Source organism: Providencia sp. PROV129, from assembly GCF_028482245.1.
GTDB lineage: Bacteria > Pseudomonadota > Gammaproteobacteria > Enterobacterales > Enterobacteriaceae > Providencia > Providencia vermicola.
In genome coordinates this window covers 174,653-191,088 of record NZ_JAMPQD010000015.1, presented here as the reverse complement: position 1 = coordinate 191,088, position 16,436 = coordinate 174,653, and the positions used below count along the sequence as shown (strand labels likewise).

The following is a 16,436-nucleotide window of genomic DNA, read 5'->3' as shown; positions in this document are numbered from 1 at the left end:
GTAGGCCTCTTACCCAGCAGGAGTGTTGTTTCTAATGATAAAAATTCGTTTCCTCCCTTTAATCATCATTATTGCACTCGCCATTTTAGTGGTGATCCCTCTGTGCTTTATTGTGCTACAGGCGCTGTTTCCACAACTCGGACAAGGGCTATTTTCCCAACCGTTCGCGCCGATTATTCATTTAATTAATGAGCCTGAGTTACCCGAGCTACTACAAAACACATTATTGCTCGGCGTCGGCGTTGCACTCATTAGTGCGGTAATTGCGATCCCTTTAGGGGCGTTGCGAGGCTTATTTAATTTGCCGTTTGCCAAGACTTGGGATTTACTTTTTCTGATCCCATTTTTGATCCCACCCTATATTGCAGGGTTATCATGGATGTTGACATTGCAGCCGAATGGGTATTCCCAACAGTTGTTTGGTGTTAGCCCAGGAAGCGCGATATTTTCCTTAGGTGGTATGATGGGAATTATGGCGCTGAATTTATTTCCTGTGCTGTACTTTGCCGTTTCACGCAGTATGGCGGCAAATGGTAACCGTCTTGCTGATGTGGCTCGAGTTCATGGCGCACCGCCTTGGCAGGCCTTTTTCAGGATTACCTTTCCGTTATCCTTACCGTCAATAGCGGCTGGGTTATTGTTGGTGTTTACCTTAGCGATTGAAGAATATGGCATCCCTGCTGCAATAGGCGCACCGAATGGTATTCGTGTATTAACAACGGATATTGAACAGCGTTTAGCGGATTGGCCGATTGATTTACCTGGTGCGGCGTCGTTATCGTTGATTTTGGCGAGTGTGGCTATTTTTGCTTATACGCTACAACGTTCTATTGTTTCGGGGAAAAATGTGGCGACGACGACAGGGAAAGCCGCGGCGTTGGTGACACGCTCTCTTGGGGTATGGCGTTGGCCTGTTGTCGGGGTATTTGCAGTGGTGAGCTTTTTAGCCGTCGGGATGCCGCTACTGGCAATGTTTGGTACCGCATTTTCATCGACGGTCTCAGGCGGTTTAGCATGGGATAATTTAACCTTAAGGCATTTCTCTGGTTTGGTTGACTCCCAAGCGGAAGCGCTAGATGCGTTATTAACCAGTGTGTCATTAGCCAGCGCAACAGCGATATTAACGGGGGTTTTAGGGTTTTTATCTGCGTGGCTGGTGGTTTCTCAACGTATCCGTGGGGCTGTTATCATTGATGCCTTGTCTTTATTACCCATTTCCATTCCAGGGATAGTGATTGCTGTAGGGATGATTTTGGCGTGGAATCAGCCTTTCTGGCCTGTCACGCCATACCATACTTGGGGCATTTTATTGCTTGCTTACAGTTGTTTGTTGTTGCCATATCCCGTGCGGTATTGCAGCGCAGCGCTAACACAAATTGGTGGTAGTTTAGCGGATGCCGCGCGAGTACACGGCGCATCTGCAATAACGACATTGCGTTTGGTGCTGTTCCCATTAGTGTTGCCAAGCTTATTGGCCGCGATGATGTTGGTATTTGCCGTGGCATCGAGGGAACTCGTTTCCTCACTTTTACTCGCTCCCGCAGGAATGCAGACGGTATCTATCTTTGTGTGGCGGCAGTTTGAGCAAGGCTCCATCGGCAGCGGCATGGCGATGGCCTGCATCGCAGTGTTGATCAGTTTAAGTTTGATGCTGTGCGCACAATGGATACAGGGGCGGTATCAAAAATAAAGATGAATAAATTTTTTAATTGATATTTCTTCATTTACATTAAATTAATAACTAAATGAAAATATAACACTTAGCATTAATATCAATGCTAAGTGTTTATTTCTATGTGAAATTATTATTCTGTGATGTAAATCGCTATTGTTATAAAGAGTGTTTTAGATAAAAAATTCCTACGGAATTGTAACTCGGGCATTATTAAATATTACTAACAATTCAGGAAGTGATTATATGATTATCTCTTTGATTCTACGTGTAAATTTTATATATTAAAGTGGTTTTCTAGCTTCATAAGTTAGCAACTAACTCTATTTTTAAATCTTGATTTTTCACATGAATAAAAACATCAAATTAATATATTCAGATCACAAAATGTATATTTTCGTGATAAATCGCTAGATCTTCTTATTATTCACTGATTTAATAGTTCAGTTAATATTAAATAAGAATAAATATTGCATTAATCTATGAATAATATTGTTATTGCGAGGTCTTCTTGAGAGCGTCACTGAAAAAATTACTTTCTGATACTATCATATATAGATATAGCTTACCCAATGAAAAGGCTAATTTAGAATCGATTAATATCAGTACGTTAAGTGATGATACTTATGAGTGTATTAGTGATAGTCAACTTTCAGATATAATTTATAATTCAATAATTGATTATTCTTTTAATACATTTGATATGAATAATACAAGTTTAGAACACTTACTGAGCATCGCTTTGAAAACCAAAATAAAATATGAGGAATCGCAACAGGAAGATACAAAAATAAAATATGGGTTCTATGGCGAGGTTCTTTTATATTTGCTCTTGTACTGTCGTTATGATGCAAAACCTCTTATATCCCGAGGCTACTTTTATAACCCTTTAGAAAATTCTGAAACTAAAGGCTATGACTCTTATCATTTAGTTGAAAATGATGGGTGCATTGAACTGTGGTTTGGTGAGGTAAAATTTAGAAGTTCACTAAGCCAGTGCTCTGAGTCCGCGATTAGCGGACTAGCTAAGGCATTCTCGGATAAATATTTAGAAAAAAATATTTTAGCTATGGTTAATCATCAAAATAATTTTGAATTGAAAGGTAGTAAAATAGAAGATGTTATTAATTCTTGGATGACATTACCAGATATCAAAATCATCGATGAGATAAAAAAATATAATATGAAGTTAGTGTACCCTATATTTTTTATTTATCCTGAAAGCTCTGATTCGTTTGAAGATAAAATAAGAAATAGTGTTAAGCATATAAATGAAAAATATACATCTATAGAAAATGGTTTATCTATTGAACTTGATTTTTTCTTTGTGCTACTACCTGTAGGTGATGTTAAAAAGATAAAAGAGGATGTTATTAAATGGATAGAATTAAAGAAGCCTCTTATATTATAAAGGCTATAAATGATTTTAAAAATAAAAAAATTAGTGAGCCGGATTTCATTAGTGAGGTGTGTGGTTATTTTGATAAGGTGAAAAAACTTGATTTGACCATTTCTGATATGAAGTTTTTAAAATACATTTCCAACTTATGTGGTGTTCCACATTATTATGATCTTTTATTTAGTAAATTTGGTCAAGTGAATAGTTTTGTGAGTTACAATCTGGATACTTTGTCTGCAAATATATATGAAAGTACTTTACATATTGATGAAAATATAAAAATACATGAATATCAAAAAAGGGTTTTAAGTAAGTTTACAGTAGGTAGAGAGAACAGATTTTTTCTATCAGCAACTACTTCATTTGGAAAAACTTTTTTAATATATGAAGTGATAAAGAAAATGGGATATAAAAATATTGTTCTTATATTCCCTACCATTGCGTTATTATCCGAAAACTATGAGAGATTAGTTTTATCTTCGATGTATAGCTACTTTAAAGATAATTTTTCAATTCATACACTAAGTGATATGAATAAGATTAGCGAACGTAATATATTTATATTTACACCAGAAAGATATCTTTCATTTATTGATAAGCAAAAAGAAGTGAATTTAGACTTTGTATTTGTTGATGAAATTTATAAAATTGATAATGAATTTATGATTGATGCTACGAATGTAGAGAATGAAAGAGATACAGCTTATAGAGTTGCTTTACAGAGTTTATTAGCAAAATGCCAAGACATTTTTCTTGTGGGACCTTATATTGATTTTCCAAGTAAGTTTAATATAGATGCAAATCAGTCGTTTAATATTTTTTTAGAAAAAAAACGTTTTGAACTCATTGATTATAATAAGTATGAGATTGTAAATAAAAAACACCTAGTTATTGAAAATAAAAAAAACAGGATTGATTCAGAATTGACCATTGACTTAAAAGGGTTTTCTGGATTAAAGAGAAATGCTAAAATTAGTAAAATTGTAAAAGATATAAGAAAGATAAATGAAAATGTAATTCTTTACTCTAAAGGACCAGGTTTTGCAGAAAGTTATGCTAAAGGAATTATTGAGAATGGAAATGAAATAAAATTAAATGAAGAGCTTAATCTGTTTATTTCTCATTTATCTAATAGTTATAAATATAGTGATTGGATAATAATTAAAGCGTTAAAGCAAAAGGTCGGAATCCATCATGGTTTAGTTCCTAAGTATATTCAAAAAGAAATTGTTGATTTTTTTAATAAAGGATATCTGGATGTTTTAGTTAGTACAACAACCATTACTGAAGGAGTAAATACATCAGCTAAAAATTTACTGGTTTTAAATTCTACTAAAGGAAATAAAGATTTAAAAAAATTTGATGCAAAAAATGTAGCAGGGAGAGCTGGTAGATTTCTTTACCATTATAGTGGTAGGGTTTTAATTTTAGATAAAAAATTCATTGAGATATTAAATAGCGATAATGATGATATAAAGCACAAAAATTTTGATAGTACATCAGTTAAAAATGAAGTGGATTATTTTATAACTGATGATGATTACCTTAATAGTACAGATATAGCTGAAAGAGAACGAATTTTATTGGAGCAAAAAGAAAGAAATATTCCTGATGAAATAATGTCTATGTATAAAGTGATTTCTCATAGTGATAAGTTTATATTGCATGATAATATCCTTTTGTTATCGCCAGAAAAGCACCTAATGATAAATAAGTTAATATCAATGATAAATAAAGGCGTGTCAATTGACTATGATGGATTGCAAGTTGTATTTGAAGTAATAAAGCCAATAGTGAAAAATAATGATCTTTTCTTTTTGTTAGATAATGAAACTAAACTAAAAAAAGGAATAAATGCTGGGAAGTACTATTGTACTTTAGTTTACTCATTGTCAGCTTATCTTTCTGAGGGTTTTGGTGGGGTAGTGTCTTACTATTTAAAAAGAAATAAAAAAATCAAAAAAGATGAATTTGGAAATGAAGTTTTAGAAAAATATACCATTGATGAAGCAATAAGATTATCATCTAAATTTATATTTAGTACACTTAAGTATCAGCTGGTTAAGTATCTCGGAGTTTTTAATGTAATGTATAAATATTATCGTTCTATAACTGAAAATATAAATTTTTCAGATGTTTTTGGAATTGAAAAGTTGCTAGTTAAATTGGAATATAATGCCATATCTGAGAAAGGTAGGCTAGCTAGTGATTATGGTGTGCCAAGTAAAATTATTGAGTTTTACGATAATGGAGAATCAAAGAAAGGAATTCGAGATTTTGATGACTATGAAAAAACTAAGTTTCTACTGATTGAGTCAATACTTTCAGAGAATATTAAGTTCAGTAAATAATGTTTCAATATTAAAGGCTAAACTCTAGTGGCTAAAATTTAGTACTAGAGTTTATGTATTACCTTTTAAACTAGTTCAACTACCCAATATCACTCGCATCGTGGCGTTCGCGTACTTGTTGTGCGGGATCGCCTTGTAAGCGATTGACGCGGCGGCCGCGTTGTACTGCAGGGCGTGCATAAACTTCATCTGCCCAGCGAATGACATTTTTGTACTCATGCACTGATAAAAACTCGGCGGCGTCATATAGCCAGCCTTTGACTAAGGCGCCATACCACGGCCAAATGGCGATATCAGCGATAGTGTAGTTATCACCTGCCACGTATTTATTGTCTGCTAGGCGTTTGTCTAACACGTCAAGCTGGCGCTTGGTTTCCATGGCAAATCGATTGATTGGGTATTCGTATTTTTCAGGGGCATAGGCGTAAAAATGACCGAAACCGCCTCCCGCAAAGGGGGCTGAGCCCATCTGCCAAAATAACCACGATAATGTTTCGGCGCGCTCAGGTTGTGTGGTAGGTAAAAAGGCAGAAAATTTTTCCGCCAAATAGGTAAGAATTGAACCTGACTCGAACACGCGGATAGGTTCTTTACCACTTCTGTCGACTAATGCAGGGATTTTTGAATTCGGGTTGATATCCACAAACCCAGAACTAAATTGGTCACCTTCACCAATATTAATCAACCAAGCATCATATTCGGCTTCTTGAATACCCAGCGCTAACAGCTCCTCAAGCATAATTGTCACTTTTTGCCCGTTAGGTGTGCCTAGTGAATAGAGCTGTAGTGGGTGCTTACCAATTGGAAGTTCTTTTTCGTGTGTGGCACCAGAAACAGGGCGGTTAATATTGGCAAATTTGCCGCCATTGCCTTGCTGCCATTGCCATACTTTTGGTGGAATATACGGTGTGTCTGCCATTGATTATCTCCTTAATTATTTCGAAGAATTTGATTCAATAATCCCATTGCTAATGGTTCCACTGTAGCAAGCCATTGCCAATTCGCCAGCTTTTTTATCGATTTTTAGGTGTGATCAGGTTGTGAACTGTGCAGCGTGCATGAACTCCATCTTTAAACAGAATGGTTTTTTTGCATAAAATTTGATTGGTGAAATTACGCTGGTGTTGTTAATGCGCACAACGAGTCAGTAAAAAAATCGCCCTTAAGCTGAGATAGCTTAAGTGTTAAGTTGATAACTAAAGGTAAATATTTATCTCGGCAATCAAAAAAACACCTTTAATTGACACTTAAGCGAAAAATATTTAACAAACGAATTGTGCAAATAACTAATCCAATTAAAAAAAGGATGTGAACAATATGTGAACATTGGCACTAATTTCGTAGGGGGCATTTTATACATTGAATACCAATAAGAGATATCCGTTGGTTGGAGTGCGCCCATGTTTGCATCAAATTCAAATATCTATCAAAGCCTATTAAATAGGGCAAACACGCAGCCTGATGCTGTCGCTATTGTTTTTGAAGAGCAGCATTGGCGTTATCGCCAGTTATTGGTGAAGGTCAACCAAACGATGTTTTGGCTAACATCGACCCTACAATTGCGAAAAGGCGACCGTATTATTTTGGGGTGGGGAAACACCATAGAGTTTTGCCAGCTATTTTATGCGGCGGTGGGGCTGGGTATTCAGGTTATTCCATTAAGCACCAAAATGAAGGAGTTTGAGGGCAAAGAGCATCTTTCACGTATTAATGCAGATGCCATTTTTTGGGATGATACCTACCAGCCATGGTTGGGGGACTTTAATGTGAAAGGTATCAGCCTTTCTCAATGGAAAGCATTAACACTGACGGATGAAATGACGTTTGTGAATCATGTTAATGAAGAAGACCCCGCCGTCATTATTTTTACATCAGGGACAACAGGGGCACCAAAAGGTGCAGTCATTACGCATAAAAATATTTTGTCAGCGGTTTATGCTTATCAACAAACATTAAAATTAACTGAAAATGATAAAACGATATTAGCCGTACCGATTTACCATATTACTGGGCTATCGGCTATTTTGGCATTATTTATTCATATTGGTGGAACTATTTTTCTACATCAAAAATTTAATGCTAAAGAAATGATTTCAACAATTGCGAAAGAAAAAATTACTTTTTTACATGGCTCGCCGACAGTTTTCATTTTATTAGTTCAAAAGATAAAAGAAAATAAAAGCATTAATTTAGAAAGATTTAATTCGTTGAAAATGATTGCCTGCGGTGCAGGGCATTTAAATGAAGGAACGATTAAAGAGCTATCTTATATTTTTGCAAAAACATCAATTCATTCTATATATGGTTTAACGGAAACATCGTCCCCTGCAACGGTATATTTAGATGATATTCGAAACAGCCCGAAAAAAGCCAGTTCAGGCACACCAGTTCCAGGGCTGAAAGTTTCGATTAGAAGTGAAAAGGGTGAAGAAAAACAGGTAAATGAAACTGGGAATATTTGGGTTAAAGGGGATGTTGTCATCCAGCGTTATTGGCCTGATAGCCCTGCAAATACCACGTCGTTTCAGGATGGGTGGTTCTTTACTGGGGATATTGGTTATCTGGATGAAGACGGCTTTCTTTATATTCAAGATAGAATTAAAGATATGATTAATCGAGGTGGGGAAAAAATTTATTCTATCGAAGTTGAAGATTTAATTTCCAATTACCCTGGTGTCAATGAAGTCGCCGTTATTCCAGTAGAAAGCCCAATTTATGGTGAAGAACCGATAGCGTTTATTATTCCAGAAAGCCAAGTGTGTTTAACCAGTAAAGAAATTATGGAATGGCTAAAAGAACGGATACCTAATTATAAAGTCCCTGTAAAAATTATGTTTACCCGTAATTTCCCAAGAACATGGAATGGGAAAATAAGTAAGAAAGATTTAAAACAGCGATATTATTCTTTAAATAGCTAACAGCTAATTCTTTTTTAATTTATCAAATAAAGGGCTATGAAATATTAGCCTTTAGGTAGGTTTTATCATGAATAATAAGTTTATCTCTAAACAAGAAGCCGCTGAATTAATTAATGATGGCGATACAATTTGTACTGTGGGAATGACATTAACCAGCGCAGCTGAGTCTATTTTGTCTGCCATTGAACAGCGTTTTTTATCAGAAGGTTCGCCAAAACAATTAACGTTAGTGCATGCGGCAGGGCAATGTAACCGTATTCGCGGCAATCAACATTTTGCACATCAAGGCATGGTGAAACGTATTATTGGCTCTCACTGGGGATTAGCGCCGCGTTGGATGCAGATGATCAACGACAATGAAGTTGAGGCCTACTGCTTACCTCAAGGGCAAATGGTGCATTTGTATGGCGCGATGGCAGCAGGTCTTCCTGGTCGTTTATCCAAAGTCGGTTTAGGGACATTTATTGACCCTGATTTAGAAGGCGGCCGAATGAATGCTAAAACGCTAGCACTGCCACCGCTGGTCGAAAAAGTGAGTTTTAAAGGGGAAGATTGGTTGTGGTACCCCGAAATTCCGCTGGATGTTGTGGTGATCCGCGGTACGCATGCAGACAGCAAAGGCAACCTGACCACTGATGAAGAAGCCATGTCGTTGGAAGTGTTGCATGCGGTTTTAGCGGCAAAACGCTTCGGTGGGAAAGTCATTGCTCAGGTGAAGTATTGCGTGGAAGAAGGCACTTTGCACCCGAAACGCGTTACTGTTCCTGCCAGTTTTATTGACCACATTGTGATTTGTGATAACCCAGAAGAAGACCACCGCCAGTCTTCAAGTTGGTTCTTTGACCCAACACTGTGCGGTGATATCCGCACGCCTGTACAGCAAACCACACCATTGCCGCTCGATATTCGCAAGTTGATCGGGCGTATCGCCTGTCGTTACCTCACTGAAAACTGTGTGATTAACTTAGGGACAGGGATCCCGAATGATGTGATCGGTTCAATCATTCAAGAGGAAGAGGCCACGAAATGCGTGGATATCACTGTGGAATCTGGCATTTGGGGCGGAGTTCAAGCGGGGGGGATTGATTTTGGTATTGGCCGCAACCTGTCTGCGATGATCAGCCACCAAGATCAGATGCTTTACTACAACGGGGCGGGGGTAGATATCACCTATATGGGCGCAGGGGAAATGGATGCCAGCGGCCATGTGAATGCCACTTTACTTGGCAATATTTGCCCAGGAGCAGGTGGGTTTATTGATATCACACAAAATGCCCGCCATGTGGTTTTTTGCTCAACATTTACTGCGAAAGGGTTAGATATCCACTGTGAAAACGGGCAGTTAAAGATTACCCGTGAAGGGGATATTCGTAAGTTGGTGAATAACGTTAGGCAGATTTCTTGGAACGCAGATGTGGCACGCCAGATTAACCAAACCATGCATTTTGTCACGGAGCGTGCGGTATTTACCTTGGGTGGAAAAGTGCCTGTATTGGTTGAAATCGCACCAGGGATTGACATTGAGCGTGACATTCTTGCCCATATGGATTTCGTGCCAGAAATCTCCCCTGATTTGAAAGTGATGTCCTCTTCATTATTTGAAGAAGCGCCTTTTGGTTTGGTTTCGTATTTATAGTTTCAATATTAAAGAGGAATTTATTTATGTTAGTCAAAGACAAAGTTGCCATCGTCACGGGCTCAGCAAGAGGTATTGGTTTTGCTATTGCACAGGTACTGGCAGAAGAAGGTGCAAAAGTGGTGATTTCCGACCTCGCGATGTCCTCTGGTGAAGAAAGCGCAAAACAGCTACAGGATCAAGGCTTTGAAGCCGTGTTTATTCCGTGTGATATTTCCAAACGCGAGCAAGTAAATGCACTCTTTTCACAAGCTAAAGAACACTTTGGCGCCATTGACGTGATTGTCAATAACGCAGGGATCAACCGTGATGGCATGCTGCATAAGTTAAGTGACGACGATTGGGATAAGGTTATCGACATTAACTTGAAAGGCACGTTTAACTGTATGCAAGAAGCAGCAAAATTGATGCGCGAGCAAGGAAGTGGTCGCATTGTGAATATCTCTTCCGCAAGCTGGTTAGGAAATGTGGGGCAAGCTAACTATGCAGCCTCAAAAGCAGGGGTTATCGGCTTAACGAAAACCGCTTGTCGCGAATTGGCGCGTAAAGGCGTCACCGTCAATGCTATCTGCCCTGGGTTTATTGATACTGACATGACCCGGGGTGTGCCTGAAAAAGTGTGGGACATCATGATCAGCAAAATCCCTGCGGGCTTTGCGGGTGACCCACGAGACGTTGGGCAATGTGTGGCGTTCTTAGCGTCAGACAAAGCGCGCTATATCAATGGCGAAGTGATTAACGTTGGCGGCGGTATGGTGCTGTAGGAGAACAGAATGAAAAATGCAAATGATATTGTGATTGTCAGTGGTGTGAGAACGGCGATTGGTACCATGGGTGGCAGTTTTGCGAACACGCACCAACACGATTTAGGGGCTGAAGTGATCCGCGAAGCCGTAAAACGTGCAGGGATCGCACCAGAAGATGTGGATGAAGTGATTGTCGGAAACGTGGGGCAAATCGCAGAAAGCGGTTTTATTGCGCGGATCTGTCAACTACGTGCTGGCTTACCAAAAGAAACTACCGCTTATTCTGTTAACCGCCAATGTGGCTCGGGGCTACAGGCACTGGCAGATGGCATGATGTTGTTGCAAACAGGGCAGTCGAATGTGGTTGTGGCATGCGGAACGGAAAACATGACCATGCTGCCGTACTACTTGCGTAAAGCGCGTTATGGCTACCGCATGGGCAATGATGTTTTAGAAGATGGATTGACGTCGATTTTAACTTGGCCTGAAGGCCCATACCACAACGGGATGACGGCGGAAAATGTCGCAGAGCAATTTAATATTTCCCGTGAGGAAATGGACGATTTTGCCTGGGATAGTCAGCAAAAAGCGCTGAAAGCCATCGAAGCAGGTTACTTTAAAGATCAAATCCTGCCGATGGAAATTCAAGAAGGGCGTAAAGGGACACGTATTTTCGATACAGATGAACACCCACGAGATACGCCAAGGGAAAAACTGGCAAAATTACGCCCTGCATTTAAAGCGGATGGTGTGATTACTGCAGCTAACTCTTCAGGGATTAATGATGGTGCAGCGGCATTAGTGATGATGCGCCGCGAAGAAGCGGAAAAACGTGGTTTGAAGCCACGGATGAAAGTGGTGGATTGGGCGGTTGCAGGATGTGAAGCCGCCATTATGGGGTTCGGTCCCGCACCTGCGACACGCCGCTTGATGGAAAAAATAAAGATGGATGTCAAAGACATTGATCTCATTGAGTTAAATGAAGCTTTTGCCGCTCAGGCGATAGCAGTTATGAATGATTTGTCATTAGATAGTTCACGAGTCAATGTGAATGGCGGCGCGATTGCACTGGGTCACCCCGTTGGGGCGAGTGGGGCGATTTTACCCGTTAAGTTAATGTATGAAATGGAACGCCGTCAGGTTACTACAGGGTTAGTGACGATGTGTATCGGTGGTGGTCAAGGGATATCAATGTTGTTCGAAAGAGAATAAGAAATACCGCAAGTAAAAAGCCCGACGTGGGGCGTCGGGCTGTTGCTGAGGTAATAACAACAGGTAGGGGAATGTAAGAAAGCACCAAGCCTGTTTCACTGCAACATGAGGATCTTATCTATGTTTTCTACAAATGCAAAGTTAGATTATGCAGCACAGGGTAAAAAGACCAACGCAAAGATATATCGCAACCTGATGCCGTTATTGATTTTGGCTTATATTATTAGCTTTATTGACCGCACGAATATCGGGATGGCAAAACATGCGATGTCGATAGACCTCGGATTATCTGCCACGGCATTCGGGATCGGCGCGGGGTTATTTTTCCTGACCTATTCAATTCTTGAGATCCCAAGTAACCTGATCATGGAAAAAGTGGGTGCGCGCTTTTGGATCACGCGGATCATGATCACGTGGGGGTTATTGTCTGCCGCAATGGCATTCGTTACAGGGCCTACGTCTTTTTATATTCTGCGCCTATTATTAGGGGCAGCAGAAGCGGGGTTATACCCTGGTGTGATCCTGTATATGACCTACTGGTTTAGCCAAGAAGAACGGGCTAAAGCAACAGGGTTATTCTTATTAGGGGTGTGTCTTGCCAATATCATTGGTGCACCATTGAGTGGTTTATTGTTAAGCATGGATGGGCTATTAGGTTTCCATGGTTGGCAATGGATGTTTGTGATTGAAGGTTTACCTGCGGTTATTTTGGCTTTTGTCGTGTGGTTTGTTTTACCGAATAAACCAGAAGACGCAAAATGGTTAGATGAAGACGATCGGAATTATATTAAATATAAACACGAGCAAGACCAAAACAGCATTAGCGTCAGTAATAACAAATTCTCACTTAAGGCGGCATTTAAAAATAAAGCGTTTATGATGATTGTCGCGATTTATTTTACGCACCAATTCTCTGTATACGGCTTAAGTTATTTTTTACCAACGATTATTGGTGAATACGGTAAATTAACGCCAATTCAAATAGGCTTATTAACGGCAATTCCTTGGATTTCAGCGGCTATTGGCGGCATTTTTGTGGCAAGAAAAGCGAATACTCCGCGTCGTTCGTCCCGCATTTTAATTTCGGGTTATGCAGTGATGGCTGTTGGATTGGTGATTGGGGCACTTGGCGGGCCAGTGGTTGGGCTAATCGGCTTTTGCTTAACTGCCTTTATGTTCTTTGTTGTGCAATCTATTATTTTCTCACTTCCACCAACGTATATGAGTGGTAGTATGCTGGCAGGGAGTTTGGCCTTACTGAACTGTTTAGGGTTATTTGGCGGTTTCTTAGGACCATTTATTTTAGGTTTCTTTGAAGATTACACAGGCACTGCCACCTCTGGATTATGGTTTGGTGTTGGCTTGTTGGTTATCGGAACACTTATCGCTTCGCGAGTGAACACCAACGGTATGAGCAACAGCGAGAAAGTAAAAACGCCAACATCGGTACAAGCAAAATAACGCAACATCGCCATTTACAATAGGAAAGCCTACATGAAAATTGTTATCGCACTTGATTCCTTTAAAGGAAGTTGCTCAGCACAGCAGGCATGCCAAGCAGTTGCTGAGGGTTTCAAGCGTGTATCCTCCGATTTGGATATGACGTTATTGCCAATATCTGATGGCGGAGAAGGCCTGTTGGAGTCACTAGAGCATAGTCCAGTTTTATCTGGTGTAACGCCTTACATATTGACGTGTACAGGGCCTTATGGCAGCCAAGTTGATGCACGGCTGTTGGTGCTGGACGGAAAAACCGCTTTTATTGAAATGGCACAATGCAGTGGCCTAGAGCTTGTCAAACCTGAATTTCGCCATGTAGAAAAAGCCTCAACATACGGTTTGGGGGAAATGGTGAAATATGCCCTCGACTTGGGGTGCAACCGCATTATTCTTGGTATAGGTGGAAGTGCAACAAACGATGGCGGGGCGGGCTTTGCGCAAGCACTTGGCGCACAATTTTACGATAAAAACCATCAACTGATTAGCTCGCCAATAAATGGTGAGAACCTTATTAATATCGCAAAAATTGACTTGGATAAGTTTGATCCTCGTGCTGCGGCCGTTGAATTTAACGTATCTTGTGATGTGGAAAATCCGCTGCTCGGCAAAAATGGAGCAACGTATATTTATGGCCCACAAAAAGGGGCTGATAAAACTGTACTAGACCAGCTGGAAGCAAGTATGACGCATTATGCACAATTAATGTCGAGCACCTTAGGGAAAGATGTCTCATCAGAAGCGGGAAGTGGCGCGGCTGGTGGACTCGGTGCAGGATTGCGTTGGTTTGTCGATGCTAAGCTCGAAAAAGGGATTGACCTTGTTCTCGGGTTATTGGGTGCAGAGGCTTATATTCAACAAGCAGACTTAGTGATTGTTGGAGAGGGGCGGATGGACAGCCAAAGTGCCAACGGTAAAGCACCCGTCGGTGTCGCCCGTATGGCAAGCCGCTTTGGTGTGCCGACAATCGCCTTATGCGGTGGATACAGTGAGGATAGTCGAATTTTGTATCAACACGGGATTACGGCGATGTGGTCACTTTGCCCTGGACCTGTTTCTTTAGAGCAAGCGATGGTTAATGGAGAGCGTTACCTAGTGGATACCGCTGAAAACTTACTAAGAACAGTATTAGCAAGCCAAAAAATTTAATAAAACAATAAGATGAGGCGGTAATATGCTACTGACTGAAAAATTAGCTAATGATATTGTCACGCGTGCGATGGGGATCATCCACCACAACGTCAATGTGATTAACAGTCAGGGGATGATTATCGCTTCAGGTGAAAAAAAACGTATTGGTGAAACACATGAAGCCGCAGTGGAGGTGATCCGCTGCGGCAAACGGATCACGATTTACAATGAAAATGAAGCCCGTGCTTATTCTAATGTAGCCCCAGGAATCAATCATCCGATTATTGTGGCTGACAAAGTGGAGTTGGTGATTGGCGTGAGTGGCGATCCCGTGGTTATTCAGCGTTATGCGGAATTAGCGATTCTTACCGCGGAGTTACTTATTCAGCAAGAAATTGAGCGTCGTAGCATCAATTGGCAGCACCGCTTACGGGATATGTTATTTGTTCAGTTTATTGAAAGCGCCACACCTATTCAGGGGCGTAGTGCATTATTAAAGCTGCATAACTCAGGTTTTTCGTTTTCGCTACCCACGATCCCAGTGATTATTAATATTGAAGCCATTCAATATCGCCCTGAAATCTTAGATACCATCATTACAGAATTATCGGCGATGGAAAAAAGTGATGTATTGCTACTCAATAGCCGTGAAGTATTGATGCTATTTCCCTCAAAACACTATCAAAATGAATCATTTATTCCTAACCTACATTTTATCTTGGATGGTCAACTGAGTCAGTACTATATTGGTGTTGGTGTGCAAGCCGATAGCGAAGAACATGTGCGTGATGCGGTGCATTTTGCTCGCTCAGTGATTGATGTGGGACGTCAGACAGTCCCTGAAAAACAGGTTTTCTTATTTAAAGAAATGGCCTCATTTTGTTTATTTAATGAGTTAGAAAACAGTTATTTATTTAATTTCTTTTTGGATATTTGCAACAAAATTTTATTGCATGATTCAGGGGAAAGTTTGTTGGAAACGTTAGAGTTATTTTTATTGCAAAATGGTGAAATTGGTAATACCGCTTTGCAGCTTGGTATTCACCGCAACACGTTAAGTTATCGGCTACAACAAATTAAAAAGCAAACGGGGCTAGACCCAACAAAATTCACTGATTTGATTCAACTATCGGTGGCGATGCATGGCTACCGTCGGCGTTATCCAAAACAGCAGCCATGGTTAGATGCATTAACCTAATTATTACTTTTGCTGTAAAACCCAAATAGCGGCTTCAATACGCGATTTTAAATTGAGTTTTTTCAGTAAATGCTTCACATGTACTTTAACGGTACTCTCCGTAATATTTAATTTATTGGCAATCTGCTTATTGGATAGCCCCCGTGAGATTAAATCTAAAATATGCGTTTCTCTTGGGGTGAGTACCGATAAATTATGTTCAGTAGATGTGCGATTATCTCTTAATGATTCAGCTAAAACAGAGGCTAATGTTGGACTGACAACCATTTTACCGCTGGCGGCTTCTTTCAATGCAACAATAAGTTTTTCGGGTTCCATATCTTTTAATAAATAGCCATCAGCACCGTGTTTTAGCGCATTAATTAAATCTTCACCATAGTTAGAAACGGTGAATAAAATAATGCGGCCAGAAAGTTCGTGGTTGCGTAAATTGCAGAGGACTTCAAACCCGTTCATTCCTGGCATATTTAAGTCTAATAGGATTAAATCCGGATCATATTCTTCGGCGATTTTAATGCCTGTTTCTCCGTCATCAGCTTCCCCAATGACTCGCAATGTCGGCTCTAAGCTGATTAGTTGCTTAACCCCATTACGCAGCATCGGATGATCATCAATGAGTAAAATTGTGGATTGGCCAGTGGTGATATTTTTGTTTTCCATCAACAAGTAACTCCAA

At 39.9% G+C, this 16,436-nt stretch carries 12 protein-coding genes; 10 read left to right on the top strand and 2 right to left on the bottom strand.

Annotated features, from left to right (window positions below; genetic code table 11):
• Positions 1-34 precede the first annotated feature (34 nt).
• From PSF27_RS11645 to PSF27_RS11635, 3 genes are all read left to right on the top strand, one after another.
• The gene (locus PSF27_RS11645) at positions 35-1,690 is read left to right on the top strand and encodes an ABC transporter permease (protein ID WP_272681494.1); all 1,656 of its coding nucleotides are present in this window, start codon (positions 35-37) and stop codon (positions 1,688-1,690) included.
• Positions 1,691-2,183: 493 nt separating this feature from the next.
• Positions 2,184-3,083: a Hachiman antiphage defense system protein HamA gene (locus PSF27_RS11640; RefSeq protein WP_272681493.1), complete on the top strand. Its 900-nt coding sequence runs from the start codon at positions 2,184-2,186 to the stop codon at positions 3,081-3,083.
• Entirely contained in the window at positions 3,050-5,422 is a 2,373-nt protein-coding gene (locus PSF27_RS11635; protein WP_272681492.1) for a DEAD/DEAH box helicase, read from the top strand. Before PSF27_RS11640 ends, PSF27_RS11635 begins: the two co-directional genes overlap by 34 nt.
• Before the next feature lie 79 nt (positions 5,423-5,501).
• On the opposite strand, the gene yghU is transcribed toward PSF27_RS11635, so the two are convergent.
• The gene (gene yghU, locus PSF27_RS11630; protein WP_272681491.1) at positions 5,502-6,341 is read right to left on the bottom strand and encodes a glutathione-dependent disulfide-bond oxidoreductase; all 840 of its coding nucleotides are present in this window, start codon (positions 6,339-6,341) and stop codon (positions 5,502-5,504) included.
• A gap of 481 nt (positions 6,342-6,822) precedes the next feature.
• On the opposite strand from yghU, the gene PSF27_RS11625 reads away from it, so the two are divergent.
• The 7 genes from PSF27_RS11625 to PSF27_RS11595 all read left to right on the top strand — a co-directional run bounded on the left by PSF27_RS11625 (position 6,823) and on the right by PSF27_RS11595 (position 15,760).
• On the top strand, positions 6,823-8,340 hold the full coding sequence (locus PSF27_RS11625; RefSeq protein WP_206083347.1) for a class I adenylate-forming enzyme family protein: 1,518 nt from the start codon (positions 6,823-6,825) through the stop codon (positions 8,338-8,340).
• A gap of 67 nt (positions 8,341-8,407) precedes the next feature.
• Positions 8,408-9,976, top strand: a complete 1,569-nt coding sequence (locus PSF27_RS11620; protein WP_206083348.1) for an acyl CoA:acetate/3-ketoacid CoA transferase — start codon at positions 8,408-8,410, stop codon at positions 9,974-9,976.
• Positions 9,977-10,002: 26 nt separating this feature from the next.
• Positions 10,003-10,740, top strand: a complete 738-nt coding sequence (fabG, locus tag PSF27_RS11615) for a 3-oxoacyl-ACP reductase FabG (protein WP_206083349.1) — start codon at positions 10,003-10,005, stop codon at positions 10,738-10,740.
• 9 nt (positions 10,741-10,749) lie between these two features.
• Positions 10,750-11,934: a thiolase family protein gene (locus PSF27_RS11610; RefSeq protein ID WP_206083350.1), complete on the top strand. Its 1,185-nt coding sequence runs from the start codon at positions 10,750-10,752 to the stop codon at positions 11,932-11,934.
• A gap of 120 nt (positions 11,935-12,054) precedes the next feature.
• Complete coding sequence (locus PSF27_RS11605; protein ID WP_206083351.1) at positions 12,055-13,395, top strand: MFS transporter; 1,341 nt, start codon at positions 12,055-12,057, stop codon at positions 13,393-13,395.
• Between the two features lie 33 nt (positions 13,396-13,428).
• Entirely contained in the window at positions 13,429-14,580 is a 1,152-nt protein-coding gene (locus PSF27_RS11600; RefSeq protein WP_272681490.1) for a glycerate kinase, read from the top strand.
• A gap of 25 nt (positions 14,581-14,605) precedes the next feature.
• Entirely contained in the window at positions 14,606-15,760 is a 1,155-nt protein-coding gene (locus tag PSF27_RS11595) for a sugar diacid recognition domain-containing protein (RefSeq protein ID WP_272681489.1), read from the top strand.
• A 3-nt stretch (positions 15,761-15,763) separates the two neighbouring features.
• Here PSF27_RS11595 and narL read toward each other — a convergent pair whose 3' ends face one another.
• The gene (gene narL, locus PSF27_RS11590) at positions 15,764-16,420 is read right to left on the bottom strand and encodes a two-component system response regulator NarL (protein WP_206083354.1); all 657 of its coding nucleotides are present in this window, start codon (positions 16,418-16,420) and stop codon (positions 15,764-15,766) included.
• Between the last annotated feature and the right edge of the window lie 16 nt (positions 16,421-16,436).

What these genes read in the sequence shown, in the direction of transcription:
- PSF27_RS11635 (WP_272681492.1), top strand. Translation starts at nt 3,050, where the DNA reads ATGGATAGAATTAAAGAAGCCTCTTATATTATAAAGGCTATAAATGAT.
- PSF27_RS11595 (WP_272681489.1), top strand. Translation starts at nt 14,606, where the DNA reads ATGCTACTGACTGAAAAATTAGCTAATGATATTGTCACGCGTGCGATG.
- PSF27_RS11600 (WP_272681490.1), top strand. Translation starts at nt 13,429, where the DNA reads ATGAAAATTGTTATCGCACTTGATTCCTTTAAAGGAAGTTGCTCAGCA.
- PSF27_RS11605 (WP_206083351.1), top strand. Translation starts at nt 12,055, where the DNA reads ATGTTTTCTACAAATGCAAAGTTAGATTATGCAGCACAGGGTAAAAAG.
- PSF27_RS11620 (WP_206083348.1), top strand. Translation starts at nt 8,408, where the DNA reads ATGAATAATAAGTTTATCTCTAAACAAGAAGCCGCTGAATTAATTAAT.
- PSF27_RS11625 (WP_206083347.1), top strand. Translation starts at nt 6,823, where the DNA reads ATGTTTGCATCAAATTCAAATATCTATCAAAGCCTATTAAATAGGGCA.
- PSF27_RS11610 (WP_206083350.1), top strand. Translation starts at nt 10,750, where the DNA reads ATGAAAAATGCAAATGATATTGTGATTGTCAGTGGTGTGAGAACGGCG.
- fabG (WP_206083349.1), top strand. Translation starts at nt 10,003, where the DNA reads ATGTTAGTCAAAGACAAAGTTGCCATCGTCACGGGCTCAGCAAGAGGT.
- narL (WP_206083354.1), bottom strand. Translation starts at nt 16,420, where the DNA reads ATGGAAAACAAAAATATCACCACTGGCCAATCCACAATTTTACTCATT.
- PSF27_RS11645 (WP_272681494.1), top strand. Translation starts at nt 35, where the DNA reads ATGATAAAAATTCGTTTCCTCCCTTTAATCATCATTATTGCACTCGCC.
- yghU (WP_272681491.1), bottom strand. Translation starts at nt 6,341, where the DNA reads ATGGCAGACACACCGTATATTCCACCAAAAGTATGGCAATGGCAGCAA.